At 68.5% G+C, this 20,438-nt stretch carries 14 protein-coding genes; 10 read left to right on the forward strand and 4 right to left on the reverse strand.

Annotated features, from left to right (window positions below):
- Positions 1-263 precede the first annotated feature (263 nt).
- Genes MC375_RS01130 through leuB form a run of 10 tightly spaced genes read left to right on the forward strand, consistent with a single transcriptional unit; the run spans position 264 to position 12,070 of the window.
- Positions 264-2,006 (forward strand): dihydroxy-acid dehydratase, encoded by a 1,743-nt coding sequence (locus tag MC375_RS01130; protein WP_242166140.1) that lies wholly within the window; start codon positions 264-266, stop codon positions 2,004-2,006.
- Positions 2,007-2,052: 46 nt separating this feature from the next.
- A complete protein-coding gene (gene ilvC / locus MC375_RS01135; protein ID WP_242101442.1) occupies positions 2,053-3,099 on the forward strand; it encodes a ketol-acid reductoisomerase in 1,047 nt (348 codons plus the stop codon).
- A complete protein-coding gene (gene ilvG, locus MC375_RS01140; RefSeq protein WP_242101443.1) occupies positions 3,099-4,952 on the forward strand; it encodes an acetolactate synthase 2 catalytic subunit in 1,854 nt (617 codons plus the stop codon). The genes ilvC and ilvG overlap by 1 nt, the downstream gene beginning before the upstream one ends.
- Positions 4,936-5,172, forward strand: coding sequence for an ACT domain-containing protein (locus MC375_RS01145; RefSeq protein ID WP_242101444.1), 237 nt, complete (start codon positions 4,936-4,938; stop codon positions 5,170-5,172). Before ilvG ends, MC375_RS01145 begins: the two co-directional genes overlap by 17 nt.
- A complete protein-coding gene (locus tag MC375_RS01150) occupies positions 5,163-6,197 on the forward strand; it encodes an aminotransferase class IV (protein ID WP_242101445.1) in 1,035 nt (344 codons plus the stop codon). Before MC375_RS01145 ends, MC375_RS01150 begins: the two co-directional genes overlap by 10 nt.
- Positions 6,198-6,211: 14 nt before the next feature.
- Positions 6,212-7,354: a threonine dehydratase gene (locus MC375_RS01155; RefSeq protein ID WP_242101446.1), complete on the forward strand. Its 1,143-nt coding sequence runs from the start codon at positions 6,212-6,214 to the stop codon at positions 7,352-7,354.
- On the forward strand, positions 7,351-8,922 hold the full coding sequence (locus tag MC375_RS01160; RefSeq protein WP_242101447.1) for a 2-isopropylmalate synthase: 1,572 nt from the start codon (positions 7,351-7,353) through the stop codon (positions 8,920-8,922). Before MC375_RS01155 ends, MC375_RS01160 begins: the two co-directional genes overlap by 4 nt.
- Positions 8,915-10,360: a 3-isopropylmalate dehydratase large subunit gene (gene leuC, locus MC375_RS01165; RefSeq protein WP_242101448.1), complete on the forward strand. Its 1,446-nt coding sequence runs from the start codon at positions 8,915-8,917 to the stop codon at positions 10,358-10,360. The genes MC375_RS01160 and leuC overlap by 8 nt, the downstream gene beginning before the upstream one ends.
- Positions 10,360-10,956: a 3-isopropylmalate dehydratase small subunit gene (leuD, locus tag MC375_RS01170; protein ID WP_242101449.1), complete on the forward strand. Its 597-nt coding sequence runs from the start codon at positions 10,360-10,362 to the stop codon at positions 10,954-10,956. The genes leuC and leuD overlap by 1 nt, the downstream gene beginning before the upstream one ends.
- The gene (leuB, locus tag MC375_RS01175; RefSeq protein WP_242101450.1) at positions 10,946-12,070 is read left to right on the forward strand and encodes a 3-isopropylmalate dehydrogenase; all 1,125 of its coding nucleotides are present in this window, start codon (positions 10,946-10,948) and stop codon (positions 12,068-12,070) included. Before leuD ends, leuB begins: the two co-directional genes overlap by 11 nt.
- Before the next feature lie 167 nt (positions 12,071-12,237).
- On the opposite strand, the gene MC375_RS01180 is transcribed toward leuB, so the two are convergent.
- From MC375_RS01180 to MC375_RS01195, 4 genes are all read right to left on the reverse strand, one after another.
- A complete protein-coding gene (locus MC375_RS01180; protein ID WP_242101451.1) occupies positions 12,238-13,293 on the reverse strand; it encodes a 2-oxoacid:ferredoxin oxidoreductase subunit beta in 1,056 nt (351 codons plus the stop codon).
- Positions 13,290-15,143: a 2-oxoacid:acceptor oxidoreductase subunit alpha gene (locus MC375_RS01185; RefSeq protein WP_242101452.1), complete on the reverse strand. Its 1,854-nt coding sequence runs from the start codon at positions 15,141-15,143 to the stop codon at positions 13,290-13,292. The genes MC375_RS01180 and MC375_RS01185 overlap by 4 nt, the downstream gene beginning before the upstream one ends.
- 29 nt (positions 15,144-15,172) lie before the next feature.
- On the reverse strand, positions 15,173-16,999 hold the full coding sequence (locus MC375_RS01190; RefSeq protein ID WP_242101453.1) for an FAD-dependent oxidoreductase: 1,827 nt from the start codon (positions 16,997-16,999) through the stop codon (positions 15,173-15,175).
- 237 nt (positions 17,000-17,236) lie between these two features.
- Positions 17,237-20,434 carry an efflux RND transporter permease subunit gene (locus tag MC375_RS01195; protein ID WP_242101454.1) on the reverse strand — a complete coding sequence of 1,066 codons (3,198 nt, stop codon included), beginning with the start codon at positions 20,432-20,434 and terminating at the stop codon, positions 17,237-17,239.
- Positions 20,435-20,438: the final 4 nt, after the last annotated feature.

Consider the following 20,438-nt stretch of genomic DNA (forward strand, 5'->3'; position numbering starts at 1 on the left):
CGCGCGGGGACATGTTTCCCTGCCACCATGACGCAGCGCAGCACCCTGCCGCAGACCCTTCAGGCCATGTCGCCCGACGTGTCTCTGGTGCTGTCCGGCCTCGCAGCGCTCGTCCTCGTACTCGTCCTTATTACCGTCCAATCTGGCGCGGGGATCGGGTTTGCGTAACTAACAGACCCAAGGTTGAAGAAACCAAGACCCCGCGCCCAGAAGGCGCGGGGTTTTTCGTTTCGGACACGTTGGTTTCCACAGGAACCTCTTCAGTGCGCAGCGACGCAATCAAACAAGGCTCCGCCCACGCCCCGGCACGCGCGATGCTGCGCGCGACCGGGCTCGACGATGAAGCGATCGCGAAACCTTTCGTCGCGGTGGTGCACACCTGGTCCGACGTTTCTCCCTGCAACATCACCCTGCGCGAGCTGGCGCAACACGTGCGCCGCGGCGTGCAGGACGGCGGCGGCACGCCGGTCGAGTTCAACACCATCGCCGTCACCGACGGCATCGCCATGGGCAGCGACGGCATGCGCGCCTCGCTGGCCTCGCGCGAAACCATCGCCGATTCGATCGAACTGGCCGTCTCGGGCCACTGCCTGGACGCGATGGTGCTGCTGGTGGGTTGCGACAAGACCATCCCAGCCGCGGCGATGGCCGCCGCGCGCCTGGATATTCCCACCGTGATCCTCTACGGCGGCACGATCATGCCGGGGCACTGTCCGTCGAAGCGCGGCACCGGCGAAGACAAGGCGCTGACCGTCCAGGACGTGTTCGAAGCGGTCGGCGCGCATTCAGCGGGGCGCATCGACGACGCCGAACTCAAGCGCATCGAAACCCATGCCTGCCCCGGCGCCGGCGCCTGCGGCGGCCAGTTCACCGCCAATACGATGGCGATGGTGCTGACCTTTCTGGGCCTGTCGCCGCTGGGCGCCAACGATATCCCCGCGATCCATGCGGACAAACCGGAAGCCGCGCGCGCATGCGGCGAACTGGTGATGCGGCAATTGCGCGATGGCGGGCCGACACCGCGCGTCCTTCTCTCTCCCGCAGCGCTGCGCAACGCCGCGCGCGCGGTGTCGGCCACCGCCGGGTCCACCAATGCGGCTCTGCACCTGCTGGCGATCGCGCATGAGGCCGGCGTCGACTTCGGCCTGGAGGAATTCGAGGCCGCCGCGTCCACGCCGGTGATCGCGGATCTGAAACCGGGCGGTCGCTACACCGCGGCCGAGATGTTCGACTTCGGCGGCGCGGCGCTGGTGGCGCGCGAACTGAAGACGGCCGGCCTGATCGCCGACATTCCGACCGTCACCGGCCGCTCGTTCTTCGAGGAACTGACGGATGCGCGCATGGCCGAGGTGCAGGACGTGGTGCGGCCCATCGCCGACCCGATCAAGCCACGCGGCGGTTATTCCATCCTGTACGGCGACCTCGCGCCGGAGGGTTGCATCGTCAAGCTCGCCGGCCACGGCCGCATGCGCCATGCCGGGCCTGCGCGCGTGTTCGACTCGGAAGAAGCCGCCTTCGCCGCGGTGCAGGCGCGTGGCATCCAGCCCGGGGACGTGGTCGTGATCCGCTTTGAAGGGCCTGCCGGCGGCCCCGGCATGCGCGAGATGCTCGCGGTCACCGCCGCGCTGGTCGGCCAGGGCCTGGGCAACGACGTTGCGCTGGTGACCGACGGCCGCTTCAGCGGCGCCACCCACGGCTTCATGGTCGGCCACGTCGCGCCGGAAGCGGCGCGCGGCGGGCCGCTGGCGCGTCTGCGCGATGGCGACATGGTGACCATCGACGTCGCCTCGCGCCGCATCGACGTGGATGCCGAACTGTCGCAACGCACGCCGGTGACGATCGCACCGCGCGTGACCACCGGCGTCCTGGCCAAGTACGCACGCGACGTCAGTTCCGCCTCGCAAGGCGCGGTCACCGCGCCCGGGCCGAGGGATGCGCCCAGGCGCATCGCCGCATCCCTCGTCGACTCCGCATCGCCGGCAACCACCGAGACGATCGCCGCCTGACCCTCATCTGCCACACAACGACCCCGCCCTCGAAGGAAACCACACCATGACCGCTTCCACCCAACCCAAGATCGCCATCGTCGGTTACGGCAGCCAGGGCCGCGCGCATGCGCTGAACCTGCGCGACTCCGGCTTCGACGTCACTGTCGGCCTGCGCCCGGGCGGGCCGACCGAGCAGAAGGCCAAGGCCGACGGCTTCGACGTGAAAACGCCCGCCGAAGCGGTTGCCGGTGCCGACATCGTCGCCGTGCTCACGCCCGACATGGTCCAGCCGCAGCTTTACCGCGGCACGATCGAACCCAACCTGCGCAGTGGCGCCTGCCTGCTGTTCGCGCACGGGTTCAACGTGCATTTCGGCCAGATCTCGCCGCGCGCCGACCTGGACGTGGTGCTGGTGGCGCCCAAGGGCCCGGGCGCGCTGGTGCGGCGTGAGTTCGAGATCGGACGCGGCGTGCCGGCGGTGTATGCGGTGCACCAGGACAACAGCGGCCGCGCCGAGGAACTGGCCCTGACCTACTGCGCCGGCATCGGCGGCGCACGCCAGAACGCGATCAGGACCACGTTCAAGGAGGAAACCGAAACCGATCTGTTCGGCGAGCAGGCGGTGCTCTGCGGTGGTGCCAGTTCGCTGGTGCAGGCCGGCTTCGAGACCCTGGTGGAAGCCGGCTACCAGCCGGAGATCGCCTACTACGAGGTGCTGCACGAACTGAAGCTGATCGTCGACCTGTTCTACGAGGGTGGTATCACCCGGATGCTGGAGTTCGTGTCCGAGACCGCGCAGTACGGCGATTACGTCAGCGGCCCGCGGATCATCGATGCGGGCGTGAAGCAGCGCATGAAGGATGTGCTCACCGATATCCAGGACGGCACCTTCGCCCGCGCCTGGATCGCCGAGCACCAGGCCGGGTTGCCGAACTACAAGCGCTACAAGCAGGCCGACCTGGAGCATCCGATCGAGGAAGTCGGCAAGCGGTTGCGGGCCGGCATGAAGTGGCTGGACAACAACGCCGCGCCGGCTGCGAAACCTGCGGCGACCGCCAACCACGCCGAAGCCGCGTCCGCCGAGGCCGCGCGCGAGGCCGAGGCCGCCTGATGAACGCCGACAGCCCGGCCACCGCCATCGACGCGGCCGCCGAAGAGGGCGCCGGCGCCGCGGGCGACGCCGCGCCGAAACCGCCACCGCTGAACGGTGCGCGCTGGCTGGTGCAGGCGCTGCAGGCCGAAGGCGTGGACACGCTGTTCGGTTATCCCGGCGGCGCGATCATGCCCTTCTACGACGCGCTGCACGGCGTTACCGGCTTGAAGCACGTGCTGGTGCGCCACGAGCAGGGGGCGGCGTTCGCCGCCAACGGCTATGCGCGCGCCAGCGGCCGGGTCGGCGTGTGCGTGGCGACCTCGGGGCCCGGCGCGTCCAACCTGGTCACCGGTATCGCCGATGCGATGCTCGATTCGGTGCCGATGGTGTGCATCACCGGCCAGGTCGCGACCTCGCTGATGGGCACCGATGCATTCCAGGAGCTGGACGTGTTCGGCATGACCCTGCCGATCGTCAAGCACAGCTTCCTGCCGCGTCGGGTGGAACAGCTGCCGGAGATGCTGGCCGAAGCCTTCCGCATCACGCGCTCGGGACGTCCCGGCCCGGTGCTGATCGACCTGCCCAAGGACGTGCAGATCGCCGACGCGTCGCAGCTGCCCGCGCATGAACCGCTGGCCGTCGAACCCATGCCCAAGGCACCGGACTGGACCCTGCATGCGGCCGCTGCGCTGGTCGCACAGGCGAAGCAACCGGTGATCTACGGCGGCGGCGGCATCGTGCTGGGCGGCGCGGAAGACGCCTTCGCCGACTTCGTGGAGCAGACCCGCATCCCAACCGTGCTCACGCTCAAGGCGCTGGGCGCGCTGCCGGCCAGCCATCCCTCCAACCTGGGAATGCTGGGCATGCATGGCAGCCGCGCGGCCAACCTGGCGGTGCAGGAATGCGACGTCTTGGTCGTGGTCGGCGCGCGTTTCGACGACCGCGCCACGGGCAAGCTGGGCGAATTCGCTCCACATGCGCGGGTGGTGCACATCGATGGCGACGCCTGCGAGATCGGCAAGTTGCGCCAGGCCGACGTGGGCGTGCCGGGCGATATCGCCGCCAGCCTGGCACGGCTGACCCCGCCGCTGGCCGCGCAGATGCACGGTCGCCATGCGCAGCCGCGCCGCGACTGGCGGCACCTGTGCACCGAGCGCAAGCACCGCTTCGGTGCGCGCTACGACGCGCCCGGCGACGGCGTGTACGCGCCCGCGATGCTGCGGCGCCTGTCGGAACTGGCGCCCGAGGCGGTGGTGACCTGCGACGTGGGCCAGCATCAAATGTGGGTGGCGCAGCATTGCCGCTTCGCGCATCCGCGCCGGCACCTGAGCAGCGGCGCACTCGGCGCCATGGGCTTCGGCCTGCCGGCGGCGATCGGAGCGCAGATGCAGGATCCGAATGCGCAGGTGGTCTGCGTCAGCGGTGACGGCTCGTTCCTGATGAACGTGCAGGAGCTGGCCACGCTGCGCCGTTACGGACTGCCGGTGAAGATCGTGCTGCTCGACAACCAAGCCCTGGGCATGGTGCGGCAATGGCAGGAACTGTTCTTCGAAAAGCGCTATTCGGAAATCGACCTGTCCGACAACCCGGACTTCGCCGCGGTGGCCGCCGCGTTCGGGGTGCAGGCCCTGCATGTGGAACGCGCCGCGGACGTAGACGATGCGCTGCGCGCCCTGCTCGACGCACCCGGACCGATGCTGCTGCACGTGGCCATCGATCCGGCCGCCAATGTCTGGCCGTTGGTCCCACCCAACCACAACAACGCGCAGATGCTCGATCCCGACGACGCCGCCTCTTTGCCGGGAACCCAACCCGCGCCCGCACCCGCCACCGCGACCGCCAAGGAACGCCCGCATGCGCTATCAGCTTGATCTCACCCTGCGCCAGGCCGAAGGCGCCCTGACGCGGGTGCTCGGCACGGCCGAGCGACGCGGCTTTCGCCCCTTGTCGGTCGACGGCGAAGCGCAGCCGGACGGCGACCGCTGGCACCTGCGCATGACCGTGGAAGGCGACCGTTCCGAAGCCTCGCTGCAGCAGCAGCTGGCCAAGCTCCATGACTGCATCGCAGTGGAGGTGCGGCCATGTCCGTGACCACTTTGCGCGAAACCAACGATCGCGCCCTGCCCGGCGACGGCGTCGAGCGGCCGGGCGCCGATCCGGCTGCATCGCATGCCGCTGCCGATGGCCTGCGTGCGGAAAATCCGGGCACCGCGGCGCGCCCGCTTTCCAGCCCTGCGCCAGGCAACGCGCGGGAGCGGGAACGGCAGCTCTGGTTCGACGGCGAACTGCATGACGCCAGCGCCCAGCAGGCAGCGCTCGACACCCACGCCCTGCACTACGGCAGCGGCGTGTTCGAGGGCATCCGTGCCTACGCCACCGCAGATGGCGCGGCGGTGTTCCGCCTGCCCGAGCACCTGGAGCGCATGCGCCGCGGCACGGAGCTGCTGGGACTCGCCTTCGATCCGGCTCAGGCCACCGAAGCGGTCCTCGCCACGTTGCGCGCCAACGGCCATCGCGATGCCTATGTGAGGCCGCTGGCCTGGGCCGGCGAAGGCAACTTCGGCCTGGACGTGGAAGGCCACAGGTCGCACCTCATGGTCGCCACCACCGCGACCCAGGTGCATTTGAACGGCACCCGTGCGCGTATCGGCGTGAGCCGCTGGCGTCGTAACCCGGCCGATTCCCTGCCGCCGCTGAAGCTGTGCGGCGCCTACGTCAATTCGATCCTGGCCAAGCGCGAAGCCAAGGCGCGCGGCTTCGACGAAGCCTTGTTCGTGGATGCGGACGGCCGCGTCGTCGAATGCACCGGTGCCAACGTGTTCATCGTCAAGGATGGCCGCGTCACCGCGGTCGAGCATCGCGATGCGCTGCCCGGCATCACCCGCGATACGGTGATGGCGCTCAGCGGCGCCGCTGCGCGCGCGGTAGGCCTGGACGAGCTGCGCGATGCCGACGAAGTCTTCGCATGCGGGACCGCGGCCGAAGTCGCCCCGATCGCCGAGGTCGAGGACCGCCGCTACGGCGCCAATCCGGTGACGCGCGAACTGGCTGCGCTGTATGCACGGGTCGTGCGTGGCGAAGAAACCTCGCGGCTCGCCTGGCTGACGCCGGTCTGACATGGCGGCCTGAAATGGATGTAGCCGTAGCCAGCACCCTGCTCAAAACCATCACGGAGGTCTCCGTCGCCGACGTGCTGGCGGCGCAGGCGCGGCTGCGGCATTACCTGGAACCCACGCCCGTCCATTACGCCGAGCGCTTCGGCTGCTGGCTGAAGCTCGAGAATCTGCAGCGCACCGGCTCGTACAAGGTGCGCGGTGCGCTCAATGCGCTGCTGGCCATGCGCGAGCGCGGCGACACGCGCACGGTGATCACCGCCTCGGCCGGCAATCATGCGCAAGGCCTGGCATGGGCGGCCTATCGGCTGGGTCTTCCGGCGATCACCGTGATGCCGCGCACCGCACCGAAGACCAAGGTCGCGGGCGTTGCGCACTGGGGCGCCACGGTGCGCCTGCACGGCGAGAGCTACGACGAGGCCAAGGCCTTCGCCGCCGAACTGGCCGCACAGCACGGGTACCGATTGCTGTCGGCTTTCGACGATGCCGACGTGATCGCGGGCCAGGGCACTGTGGGCCTGGAACTTGCGACGCTGGCGCCGGACGTGGTGCTGGTGCCGATCGGCGGCGGCGGGCTGGCCTCTGGCGTATGCCTGGCGCTCAAGGCCGCGCGCCTGTCCGCGGCGCAAGCGCAACGGCGGGTGCGCATCGTCGGCGCGCAGGTCGAAGGCGTGGATGCGATGGCGCGTGCACTGCGCGGCGACCGCGCACTGCGCGAGCCCGTCGCCACGCTGGCCGACGGGGTGCGCGTCAAGGAGCCCGGCCTGCTCACCTGCCGGGTGCTGGAAGCTCTGCTCGACGACCTGGTGATCGTGCGCGAGGCCGAACTGCGCGAAACCCTGGTGCGGCTGGCCCTGGAGGAACACGTGATCGCGGAAGGCGCCGGCGCACTGGCGCTCGCGGCTGGCCGGCGCATCGTGGGCAAGCGCAAGTGCGCGGTGGTCTCGGGCGGCAATGTCGATGCCGGCGTGCTGGCCCAGCTGCTATGCGATGTGCGGCCGCAGCCGCCGCGCAAGCCGCGGCGCCGGGTGCGCGAACATCGCGAACGACTTCCCGTGCCGGCAGCGAAGGCGATGTCGCCTCCTGCCGGCCCGACCCGCAACGCCCCCCGCCCGTGGCAGGACCACGAAGACGAAATCGCAGAGGAACTCCACGCATGACCCCTCCAGACGCAACGCCAGGCGACGTAAGCGCGCCCGCCCATATCCGCATCTTCGACACGACATTGCGCGATGGCGAGCAGTCGCCCGGCTTCACCATGAGCTCCGCGCAGAAAGTGCTGTTCGCCCGCGCCCTGGCCGAACTCGGCGTGGACGTGATCGAGGCCGGTTTTCCGAACAGCTCGCCCGCCGATTTCCAGGCCGTGCAGACCATCGCGCGGGAGGTGCGCGGCGCCTCGATCGCGGCCCTGGCGCGCTGCCACCCCGCTGACATCGAAGCCTGCGCACGCGCGCTCAAGGATGCCGCGGCCCCGCGCATCCACACCTTCATCTCCACCAGCCCGTTGCACCGCGAGCACAAGCTGGGCATGAGCAAGGCGCAGGTGATCGAACACACGATCATGGGAGTCTCACTGGCGCGCCAGCACGTGGACGACGTTGAATTTTCCGCCGAGGACGCGCTGCGCACCGAGCGCGAGTTCCTGGTCGAAGTACTGAACGCGGCGGTCGAAGCCGGCGCGCGCACGCTGAATGTGCCCGACACCGTGGGCTACACCACCCCGGCCGAGATCCGCGCCCTGTTCGAATACCTGCGCACCAACGTCAGGGGCGCCGAGGGCGTCGTGTTCAGCGCGCACTGCCACAACGATCTCGGCCTGGCCGTCGCCAACTCGCTGGCCGCGATCGAGGGCGGCGCCCGCCAAGTCGAATGCACCATCAATGGCATCGGAGAGCGCGCCGGCAACGCCGCGCTGGAAGAACTGGTCATGGCGCTGAAGGTACGCGGCGGCTGGTACTCGGCCGATACCGGTATCGACACGCGCCGGCTGCTCGACACCTCGCGGCTGCTGACCCGCATCACCGGCATGCAGGTACAGCGCAACAAGGCGATCGTGGGACTGAATGCGTTCGCGCACGAATCGGGCATCCACCAGCACGGCATGCTCAAGAATCGCGGCACCTACGAGATCATGCGCCCGCAGGACGTGGGCTGGCCGGATTCGCAGCTGGTGCTGGGCCGGCACAGCGGCCGCGCCGCGGTCGCCAACCGCCTGCGCCAGCTGGGCTATGTGCTGCAGGACGAGGAGCTCGACCAGGTGATCGCCGGTGCGAAGACCCTCACCCAGACCCAGCACGTGATCAGCGATCGCGACCTGCAGATGCTCGTGGAAGGCGAACAGTTCGGACCGGGCTGGCGTGTCTCGGCGTTGAGCCTGACCGACTACGGCCAGCGCACGCGCGCGCACATCGACCTGTCCGATCCGGACGGCGGCCACGTGATCCAGAGCGCCGAAGGCGATGGTCCGGTGGCGGCGCTGTTCGCCGCGCTGGCGCAGGCCACCGGCGTCGACTTCGAACTCGAGAGTTACGAAGTGCACAGCATGGGCGTGGGCCGCGATGCCCGCGGCGAGGCCAACCTGAGCGCTCGCGTCGACGGTGAAACCCAGGCCGGCCAGGGCACCAGCCGTGACGTGCTCGAAGCCAGCGCGATCGCCTGGCTGGATGTCGCCAACCGCGTGCTCCGGCAACGCGCCGCGCAGCCGCGCCGGGAGGTGGCCCATGGCTGATCCGGCCCCGCGCACGCTGTTCGACAAACTGTGGGACGCGCACCTGGTCGCGCCTGAAAGCGAGGCGACACCCGCGGTCCTGTACATCGACCTGCACCTGATCCACGAGGTCACCTCGCCGCAGGCCTTTGCCGAGCTGGATGCGCGCGGACTGTCCCCGCGCCGGCCGGAGCTGACCAAGGGCACGCTCGACCACTCCACGCCCACCCTGCCGGCGGACGCAGACGGTCACCCGCCCTACGCCAGCGCCGAGGCCGAGGCGCAGGTGGACACGCTGCGCCGCAACTGCGCGCGCCACGGGATCGAGCTGTTCGACTACGGCAGCGCGCATCGCGGCATCGTGCACGTGATCGGTCCGGAACTGGGCCTGACCCAGCCGGGCATGACCATCGTCTGCGGAGACAGCCATACCGCGACCCACGGCGCGTTCGGCGCGCTGGCCTTCGGCATCGGTACCAGCGAGGTCGGGCACGTGCTCGCAACCCAGTGCCTGCTGCAGCGCAAGCCGAAGACGCTGGCGATCAACGTGGAGGGCGCGCTCGCGCCGGGGGTCACGGCCAAGGACCTGATCCTGCACATCATCGGCACGATCGGCGTCAACGGCGGCACCGGCCACGTGATCGAATACCGCGGCTCGACCATCCGCGGCCTGTCCATGGACGAGCGCATGACCGTATGCAACATGTCGATCGAGGCCGGCGCGCGCGCAGGATTGATCGCGCCGGATGAGGTCACCTTCGACTATCTGGCGAAGACGCCGCGCGCCCCTGGTGTCGAGGCGGGCGACAGCGAAGCATTCCAGCAGGCAGTCGCCCACTGGCGCAGTTTCAGCACCGATGCCGGCGCCGTGTTCGACCGCGAGGTGCATATCGATGCCAGCCGGATCGCCCCGACCCTGACCTGGGGCACGCACCCCGGCCAGGTGGCCGCAGTCGACGCCACCCTGCCCGAGCCGGGCGATGTCGACGCGGCCAAGGCCCTGGCGTACATGGGCTTCGATGCCGGCAGCGCGCTGGCCGGTCGCCCGGTCGATGTGGTGTTCGTCGGCAGCTGTACCAATTCGCGCCTGTCCGACCTGCGTCAGGCCGCCGGTGTCCTGCGCGGGCGTCGCGTGCATCCACGGGTGCGCATGCTGGTGGTGCCCGGTTCGCAGCAGGTCAAGCTGGAGGCGGAAGCCGAAGGCATCGACGTGGTGGTGCGCGCGGCCGGCGCGGAATGGCGCGAACCCGGCTGCTCGATGTGCATCGCCATGAACGGCGACCTGGTCGCACCCGGCCAGCTGGCCGTGTCCACCAGCAACCGGAATTTCGAAGGCCGCCAGGGCAAGGGGTCGCGCACCCTGCTCGCCTCGCCGCTGACCGCGGCGGCCTGCGCGGTGGCGGGCGAAGTCGTGGACCCGCGCGCCTACCTGGGCGCAGCCCTGCAGGAGGTGGCGTAATGACCGGCTTCACCGAACTGGTCTCGCGCACCGTGGTGTTGCGCGACCCCAACATCGACACCGACCAGATCATTCCCGCGCGCTTTCTCACCACCACCCAGCGCAAGGGATTGGGTCGCTTCGCCTTCAACGACTGGCGCAGCCTGGCGGACGGTTCCCCCAACCCGGAGTTTCCGTTCAATCGGGCCGAGAACAGCGACGCCAGGATCCTGGTCGCCGGCCGCAACTTCGGCTGCGGGTCCTCGCGCGAGCACGCGCCGTGGGCGCTGGTCGACCTCGGCCTGCGCGCCGTGATCAGCAGCGAGATCGCCGACATCTTCCGCAGCAATGCGCTCAAGAACGGCCTGCTGCCGGTGGTCGTGCCGCAGGACGTGCTCGACGGCCTGCTCGAGCAGCCCGGCATCGTGCTGCGCATCGACGTGCGCACGCGCAGCCTGCATCTGCCCGACGGAAGTGCGCTGCAGTTCCCGCTCGATGCATTCGCCCAGACCTGCCTGCTGCAGGGCGTCGACCAGCTCGGTTACCTGCTCGACCAGGCTCCCGCCATCCAGACCTACGAGAACGCACATCATGAGAGCTGGCGCCATGCAAGCTGAAATCGCGGTACTGCCGGGCGACGGCATCGGCCCGGAGGTCACCGCCGCCGCAACCGAAGTTCTGCGTGTGGTCGCACGCCGCCACGGACACCGCTTCGGCCTGCGCGAGTATCCGATCGGCGGCGCCGCGATCGACGCCACCGGCACGCCGCTGCCGCCCGCGACGCTCGAGGCCTGCCAGAACGCGGACGCGGTATTGCTGGGGGCGGTCGGCGGACCGAAGTGGTCCGACCCGCGGGCCAAGGTACGCCCGGAACAGGGTCTGCTGGGACTACGCAAGGCGCTGGGCCTGTACGCCAATCTGCGCCCGGTGCGGCCGCATCCGGCCACCCTGGGCGCGGCGCCGATCAAGCCGCACCTGCTGTCCGGCGTCGATCTGCTGGTGGTGCGCGAGCTCACCGGCGGCATCTACTTCGGCGACAAGACCCGCGACGCTGACAGCGCCAGCGATCTGTGCCGCTACAGCGTGATGGAGGTGGAACGCGTGGTGCGCCGCGCCTGCGCCCTGGCGCGCACGCGCCGCAGGCACGTGACCTCGGTGGACAAGGCGAACGTGCTGGAAACCTCGCGCCTGTGGCGCGAGGTGGCGACGCGGATCGCGCGCGATGAATTCCCGGACATCGTCCTGGAGCACCAGCTGGTCGACTCGATGGCGATGCACCTGCTGTCGAAACCGCGCGCGTTCGATGTCATCGTCACCGAGAACATGTTCGGCGACATCCTGACCGACGAGGCGTCGATGCTGGCCGGCTCGATGGGGCTGCTGCCGTCGGCATCGCTCGGCGATGCGGCTCCCGCATCATCGCCCCAAGGCGCGACCACGCTCGGAACGGGCCTGTACGAACCCATCCATGGCTCGGCGCCCGATATCGCCGGCCGGGGCATCGCCAACCCGATCGGCGCGATCCTGAGCGCGGCACTGCTGCTGCGGCACTCGCTGGGGCTGGAAGACGAGGCGGCCTGCATCGAGCGCACGGTCGACGACGCGCTTGCCGCAGGCATCTTCACCGCCGATCTGGCCGCCGCGGGCAATGCGGTCGGCACGCACCAGGTCACCGAGTGGATCTGCGAACGGATCGAAGCGACGTGCTACGTGGCCGAACTGCGCGATTGAACCTGACGTGGGAGCGGCCTTGGCCGCGAATGCTCCAGGCCTCCAGCTGAAAGCGAAAGGCATTCGCGGCCAAGGGCGCTCCCACAGACCGATCGTCCCGCGCGTCAGGGCCTTCGTGCCGGAGGACGCCACGCCGTCCCCAGGCCGCGCTGGGACGTCGCTCCCGCCTACCGCAACGAATCGTTGATCTTCGCCAGCGCCGCTGCGCCTGGCGAAAGCGCTTCGACACCCAGGGAATTGAGCGGCGCCTCGACCGTATTGAGGTGACCGTGCAGATCGCCCGCATCCGGGTCCACGTAGAGCAGGCCGGTGATCACCTCGCCCTGGGCGTGCCGCTGCTGGATGATGTTCATGGCCGAGATCCGGTCGCGCGGATCGTAGCCGGCATCGAGCTTGCGCAGCCGCAGCCTGCTGCCGTCGTGCTGCTCGACCTCGATCATCCGGCCTTCGGCGTAGTCCACTTCGATCCGCGCGCGCGGCGGAATCACGTCCATGCGGTTGACCGCGTCGTTGTGCTCGCGTACGTAGTCGTAGCTCTTGGTGCTGCCGGCGTGGTTGTTGAAGGCGACGCAGGGGCTGATCACGTCGAGGAAAGCCGCGCCGCGGTGCGACAACGCACCCTTGATCAGCGGCACCAGCTGCGCCTTGTCGCCGGAAAATCCGCGGCCCACGTAGCTCGCGCCCAGCTGCAGGGCCATCGTCACCATGTCCAGCGGGCTGTCGGTATTGGCCACGCCTTTCTTCGACACCGAGCCCTGGTCGGCGGTGGCCGAGAACTGGCCCTTGGTCAGGCCGTAGACGCCATTGTTCTCCACGATGTAGACCATGTTCACGCCGCGACGGATCGCGTGGACGAACTGACCGATCCCGATCGACGCCGAATCGCCATCGCCGGAAACGCCCAGGTAGATCAGCTCGCGGTTGGCGAGGTTGGCGCCGGTGAGCACCGACGGCATGCGCCCGTGCACGGTGTTGAAGCCGTGAGACTGGCCCAGGAAGTAATCCGGCGTCTTGCTGCTGCAGCCGATGCCCGACAGCTTGGCGACCCGATGCGGCTGGATGTCCAGCTCCCAGCAGGCCTGGATGATCGCGGCCGAGATCGAGTCGTGCCCGCAGCCCGCGCACAGGGTGCTGATCTTGCCTTCGTAGTCGCGCCGGGTGAAGCCGATCGCGTTGCACGACAGGGTCGGATGGTGCAGTTTTGGCTTGGCGAGGTAGGTCATGCCACTTTCTCCTGACCGTCGCTCTGCTTCGCAGCGGGCCGCAGCCGCGCGGCGATGGCGCCGGCGATGAAGCGCGCCGTGATCGGCGTGCCGTCGTAGTGCAGCACCGGTACCAGGCGGGCCGGATCGATGCCGAATTCGTTGACCAGCAAGCTGCGCATCTGGCCGTCGCGGTTCTGCTCGACCACGAAGACCGATTCGTGGGCATCGATGAAATCGCGCACCGAATCGGGAAACGGGAAGGCGCGCAGCCGCAGCGTGTCCAGCGGGATGCCGTCGGCCTGCAGCGCCACGATGGCCTCGGCCATCGCGGGGCTGGTGGATCCGAAGTAGATCGCACCGTGCCTGGTCGGCAGGTCCGACTGCAGCACCATCGGCTGCGGCACCAACGCCTTGGCGGTTTCGAACTTCCGCAACAACCGTTCCATGTTGTAGACGTAGTCCGGCCCGCGTTCGGAGTACTGGGCCTGCGGATTGCGCGAGGTGCCACGAGTGAAATAGGCGCCCTTGTCGGGATGGGTACCCGGCCAGGTGCGCCAGGGAATGCCGTCGCCGTCCAGGTCCTTGTAGCGCGCGAACTCCTTGCCGGCCTCGAGGTCCTCGGCACTGAGCACCTTGCCGCGATCGTAACCCGCGGCGTCGTCCCATTCGAACGGCGCGCACAGACGCTGGTTCATGCCGATGTCCAAGTCGGTCATCACGAACACCGGCGTCTGCAGCCGGTCGGCCAGGTCCAGCGCCGCGGCCGAGAACGCGAAGCATTCGTGCGGATCCTCCGGCAGCAACAGCACGTGCTTGGTATCGCCGTGCGAAGCGTAGGCGCACATGGTGATATCGGATTGCTGGGTGCGCGTAGGCATCCCCGTGGACGGACCGCCGCGCTGCACATCGATGATCGTCACCGGGATCTCGGCGAAGTACGCCAGCCCGATGAACTCGTTCATCAGCGAGATGCCCGGACCCGAGGTGGTGGTGAACGCACGCGCGCCGTTCCAGCCGGCGCCGACCACCATGCCGATCGAGGCGATCTCGTCCTCGGCCTGGATGATGGCGTGGCGCGCTCGTCCGGACTCCGGGTCGACCCGGAACTTCTGGCAATACTTGGTGAAGGCTTCGGCCAGCGAAGAGGACGGCGTGATCGGATACCAGGCGCAGACCGTGGCGCCGCCATAGACGCAACCCAGCGCGGCCGCCGCATTGCCTTCGACGAAGATGCGATCGCCCACCGCGTCGGCCCTGGCCACGCGCAGGCCGATCGGATGCGGCAGGTTCGCCATCACCCAGTCGCGCCCCAGGTGCAGCGCTTCCAGATTGGGCTTGAGCAGTTTTTCCTTGCCTTTGTACTGCTCGCCGATCAGCTGCTCGATGGCGGGCACGTCCATGTCCAGCAGCGCGCTCAGGGCACCGACGTACATGATGTTCTTGAACAGCTGGCGCTGGCGTGGATCGTCGTAGGTGGCGTTGCAGATCTCGGTCAACGGAACGCCGATCACGTTGACGTCGTCGCGGAACTTCGACTTCGGCAGCGGCTTGGTGGAATCGTAGAAGAGGTAGCCGCCGGGCGAGAGTTCGGCCACGTCGGCGTCCCAGGTCTGCGGGTTCATCGCGACCATCAGGTCCACGCCGCCGCGGCGCCCGAGCCAGCCGCCCTCGGTCACCCGCACCTCGTACCAGGTCGGCAGGCCCTGGATGTTGGAGGGAAAGATGTTGCGCGGGCTGACCGGCACGCCCATGCGCAGGATCGCCTTGGCGAACAGCTCGTTCGCCGAGGCCGAGCCAGAACCGTTGACGTTGGCGAACTTCACCACGAAGTCGTTGATCGCCTGCAGGGGCGCGGGCATCGGCGTCATCGCGGTGCCTCCGGGTCGGTCAGCCGCCATCAGGCCGCCTCCCTAGCCTTCGCGCCGCGGCATCCGGGTCCGGCATACGTCTCCAGCAGCAGGAATTTCTGCATGTCCCACGCCCCGGTCGGACAGCGCTCGGCGCACAGGCCGCAATGCAGGCACACGTCCTCGTCCTTGACCATCACCCGGTGGGTCTTGAGCGGTTTGGACACGTACAGGTCCTGCTCGAGGTTCAGCGCAGGTGCGGTCAGGCGCTTGCGCAGGTCGGCCTCGTCGCCGTTGGCGGTGAAGGTGATGCAATCGGTCGGGCAGATGTCGACGCACGCATCGCATTCGATGCACTTGTCACGGGTGAAGACCGTCTGCACGTCGCAGTTGAGGCAGCGCTGGGTTTCCTTGAATGCGGTCAGCGCGTCGAATCCAAGCTCCACTTCGACCTGGATGCTGTCGAGCTTCTTCGCCGCCTCCGACCAGGGCACCAGGTAGCGCTCGTCGGGCGACACCGCGTTGTCGTAGCTCCATTCGTGGATACCCATCTTCTGCGAGAGCAGGTGCACGTCCGGAGCGGGGCGCAGCCGGGTGTCTTCCCCGGCGAGCAGCTTGTCGATCGAGATCGCCGCCGCATGGCCGTGCGCGACTGCCCAGATGATGTTCTTCGGCCCGAACGCCGCATCACCGCCGAACAGCACGTGCGGCAGCGAGGACTGGTGGGTGACCTTGTCGACCACCGGCATGTCCCATTCCTCATCGAAGGCGATCCCCAGGTCGCGCTCGATCCACGGGAACGCGTTCTCCTGGCCCACCGCGATCAGCACCTCGTCGCAATCGAAATGCTCGTCGGGCTCACCGGTCGGCACCAGCTGGCGCCGACCCTTCTCGTCGTACATCGCACGCACCTTCTCGAAGGTCATGCCGGTCAGCTGGCCGTCCTGGTTCACGAAGGTCTTGGGTACGCGGAAGTCGAGGATCGGGATGCCCTCGTGCATCGCATCCTCCTTCTCCCACGGGCTGGCCTTCATCTCGTCGAAGCCCGAGCGCACGATCACCTTCACGTCCTCGCCGCCCAGCCGGCGCGCGCTGCGGCAGCAGTCCATCGCGGTGTTGCCGCCGCCGAGCACCAGCACCCGCTTGCCGACCTTCTCCACATGGCCGAAGTACACATTCGCCAGCCAGTCGAGTCCGACATGGATGTGGGCGGCGGCTTCCTTGCGACCGGGCAGGTCGAGGTCGCGGCCACGTGGCGCGCCGCTGCCCACGAACACGGCATCGAAGCCCTGCCCCAGCAGTTCGCGCATCGAGTCGATGCGATGGTTGCCCACGAATTGGACGCCAAGGTCGAGGATGTAGCCGGTTTCCTCGTCGATCACGCTTTCCGGCAGGCGGAAGCGCGGTACCTGGGTGCGCATGAAGCCGCCCGCCTTCGGGTCGGCCTCGAACACGGTGACCTGGTAGCCCAGCGGCGCCAGGTCGCGCGCGACCGTCAGCGACGACGGCCCGGCGCCAACGCAGGCGATGCGCTTGCCGTTAGAGGTCACCGCCGGCCTGGGCATCCGGGCCGACACGTCGCCCTTGAAGTCCGCGGCAACGCGCTTGAGCCGGCAGATCGCGACCGGCTCGGGCTTGGCACCGTTGTTCTCTTCCACCCGTCCACGCCGGCACGCCGGCTCGCACGGGCGGTCGCAGGTACGCCCGAGGATCCCGGGAAACACATTGCTGTGCCAGTTGACCATGTACGCATCGGCGTAGCGGCCCTCGGCGATCAGGCGGATGTATTCGGGGACCGGCGTGTGCGCCGGGCAGGCCCACTGGCAATCGACCACCTTGTGGAAGGTATCCGGGTCGCGAATATCGGTCGGCTTCAACGCTGCACTCCGTGCGGGAGCTTTCGCTGCTGGCTGGGCCGGACGCGCCGGCCATCGCTTGCGGGGCCGAGTCTAGACCCGAAACAGGCATGCCGTCACGAAGGGTGGCTCAGCCCTTCATGAATCCGGATGCCTTATGGATCCGGTCGCCCTGCGGGCGTGCGCAGGATGATTGCTGCTGGTTGTTTACGAACGCAGAGCCAAAGAAGTCGAAGGCGCTGAATGACAGCCTTCGATTCAAGTTGCCGGTACAGGCCCACTGCTTTGTTGCGGCTCGTCCCGCTTCACCTTGAACCACGCCGCGTACAGCGCTGGCAGGAACAGCAGGGTCAGCGCGGTGGCCACGGTCAGCCCGCCCATGATCGCCACCGCCATCGGCCCGAAGAATACCGACCTGGACAACGGGATCATCGCCAGGATCGCGGCCAGCGCGGTCAGCACGATCGGGCGGAAGCGGCGCACGGTGGCATCCACGATCGACTGCCAGCGCGAATGCCCGGCGGCGATGTCCTGTTCGATCTGGTCGACCAGGATCACCGAGTTGCGCATGATCATGCCGAACATCGCGATCGTGCCGAGCATCGCAACGAACCCGAACGGCACCCGGAACACCAGCAGGAACAAGGTGACGCCGATCAGGCCCAGCGGTGCGGTCAGCATCACCAGCAGCACCCGCGAGAAGCTGCGCAGCTGCAGCATCAGCAGTGTGGCGACGACCGCGATGAACAGCGGCACGCCGGCGGCGACCGAACGCGAACCACGCCCGGAATCCTCCACTGTGCCGCCGGTTTCGAGCAGGTAACCACTGGGCAGCTGCGCGCGGATATCGTCGAGCGTTGGTTCGATTTCGGCGGTCACGGTCGGGGGCGTGGTGACCGCGCCATCGATGTCGGCGCGCACGGTCACGGTCGGCAACCGGTTGCGATGCCAGACGATGCCGTCCTCGAAGCCGTACTCCAGCCGTGCGAGCTGCGACAGCGGCACGGTCTGGCCGTTGGAGGTCGGCACCGCCAGCGAGCCGAGCAGCGACAGCCGCTCGCGCTCCTCGCCCGGCCCACGCAGCAGGATCTCGATCAGCTCGTTGCCCTCACGGTACTGGCTGACCGAGGTACCGGCGAGCGAGCCCTGCAGGAACTGCGCGAGCTGCCCCGAGCTGACCCCCAGTGCGCGCGCCCGGTCCTGGTCCAGGGTCAGGCGCACGATCTTGCTCGGCTCGGACCAGTCCAGCCCCACGTTGCTCACGTGCGGATGCGCGCGCACCTTTTCCATCACCATCCGCGCATAGCGCTGCACTTCCGGGATGTGCTCGCCCGAGACGCGGAACTGGATCGGGTAGCCCACCGGCGGGCCGTTCTCCAGCCGGGTCACGCGCAGCTGCAGCGCCGGGAAGCGCCTGGCAGCGTCGTCGATCAGCCACTGGCGCAGCGACTCGCGCGATTCGATGTCATGGGTCAGCAGCACGAACTGGGCGAAATTCGGCGCTGGCAGCTGCTGGTCCAGCGGCAGGTAGAAGCGTGGCGAGCCGGTGCCGACGTAGGCCACGTAATTCTCGACTTCCTTGCGCGTGCGCAGCATGGCTTCCAGCCGTTTCGCCTGCGCGGCGGTCGCCTCGAGCGACGAGCCTTCCGCCAGTTCCAGATCGACCATGAGCTCCAGCCGGGTCGAATCCGGGAAGAACTGCTGCGACACGAAGCGGAACATCAGCACCGAAACGAGGAACGTCGCGACGGTAACGGCGATGACCGTCTTGCGATGGCCCACGCACCAGTCGACCACGCGGCGGAAACGCTGGTAGAACCGGGTCTGGTAGGGATCGTGCGCGTGATCGTGGCTGTGGTCCTTCGGCGCCGCCCAGTCCTGCAGGCGATGCGGCAGCTTCGCGGCGAACCAGGCGCGCAGGCGCCGCGCCCGGCCCGCGATCGACTGCGGAGGCGGCGCGGGCCGCGCGTGGCCGAAGTCCGGCAGCAGCTTGTCGCCCAGATAGGGAATGAACACCACCGCCGCGATCCACGACAGCAGCAGCGCGATCGTCACCACCTGGAAGATCGAGCGCGTGTATTCGCCGGTCGACGAGGCCGCGGTCGCGATCGGCAGGAAGCCGGCGGCGGTCACCAGCGTGCCGGTGAGCATCGGGAACGCGGTCAGATTCCACGCGGCCGCCGCGGCCTTCACCCGGTCGTAGCCCTGCTCCATCTTCACCTGCATCATCTCGACCGCGATGATCGCGTCGTCGACCAGCAGACCGAGCGCCAGCACCAGCGAGCCCAGCGAGATCTTGTGCAGGCCGATGCCGAAGTAGTGCATCGCCGCGAAGGTCATCGCCAGCACCAGCGGGATCGACAGGGCGACCACCAGCCCGGTTCGGAAGCCCAACGAGAAGAAGCTGACCAGCAGCACGATCGCCACCGCTTCGGCAAGCACGCGCACGAATTCGTCGACCGAGCGCTCCACCGCCAGCGGCTGGTCGCTGACGTTGCGCAGCTGCATGCCCGCCGGCAGCGTCTGCTGCAGGCGCGCGAACTCGCCGCGCAGGGTGTCGCCCAGGCGCAGGATGTCGCCACCGTCCTTCATCGACACCGCAATGCCGATCGCGTCCTCGCCCATGAACCGCATCCGCGGCGCCGGCGGATCGGAGAAGCCACGGCGCACCGTGGCGACGTCGGCGATGCGGAAGGTGCGGTCGCCGACGCGGATCGGGAAGTCGCGGATCTCCGCCACCGTCTCGAAGCGTCCGGTGACCCGCAGCTGCACGCGGTCGCTGGTGGTCTCGAAGAAGCTCGCCGGCGCGATCACGTTCTGCTGGTCCAGCGCCTGCTGCACGGCGGTCAGCGGCACGCCGAGCGTGGCGAGCTTGGTGTTGGACAGCTCGACGAAGATCTTCTCTTCCTGCAGTCCGATCAGCTCGACCTTGCCGACATCGGGTGCGCGCTGCAGCTCCAGCTCGATGCGTTCGGCATAGTCCTTGAGCACGGCGTAATCGAAACCTTCGCCGGTGATCGCATAGATGTTGCCGAAGGTGTCGCCGAACTCGTCGTTGAAGAACGGGCCGACCACGCCCTGCGGCAGGGTGCCGCGGATGTCGCCGACCTTCTTGCGGATCTGGTACCAGAGTTCGGGCAGTTGCTTCGACGTCAGCGAGTCCTTGGCGATGAAGAACACCTGCGACTCGCCCGGGCGCGAATAGGCGCGCACGAACTCGTACTGACCGGTCTCCATCACTTTCTTCTCGATCCGGTCGCCGACCTGGCGGGCGACTTCCTCGGCGGTGGCGCCGGGCCACAGGGTGCGGATCACCATGACCTTGAAGGTGAACGGTGGATCCTCGGACTGGCCGAGCCGTTGGTACGACCATGTGCCGATCAGGGCGAAGGCGACGATCGCGTACAGCACCAGGCTGCGGGTGCGCAGCGCCCATTCGGAGAGATTGAAGCGCACGGTC

It is taken from the genome of Lysobacter sp. M2-1, assembly GCF_022662495.1.
In the GTDB taxonomy this organism is placed as follows: Bacteria; Pseudomonadota; Gammaproteobacteria; order Xanthomonadales; family Xanthomonadaceae; genus JAKPBU01.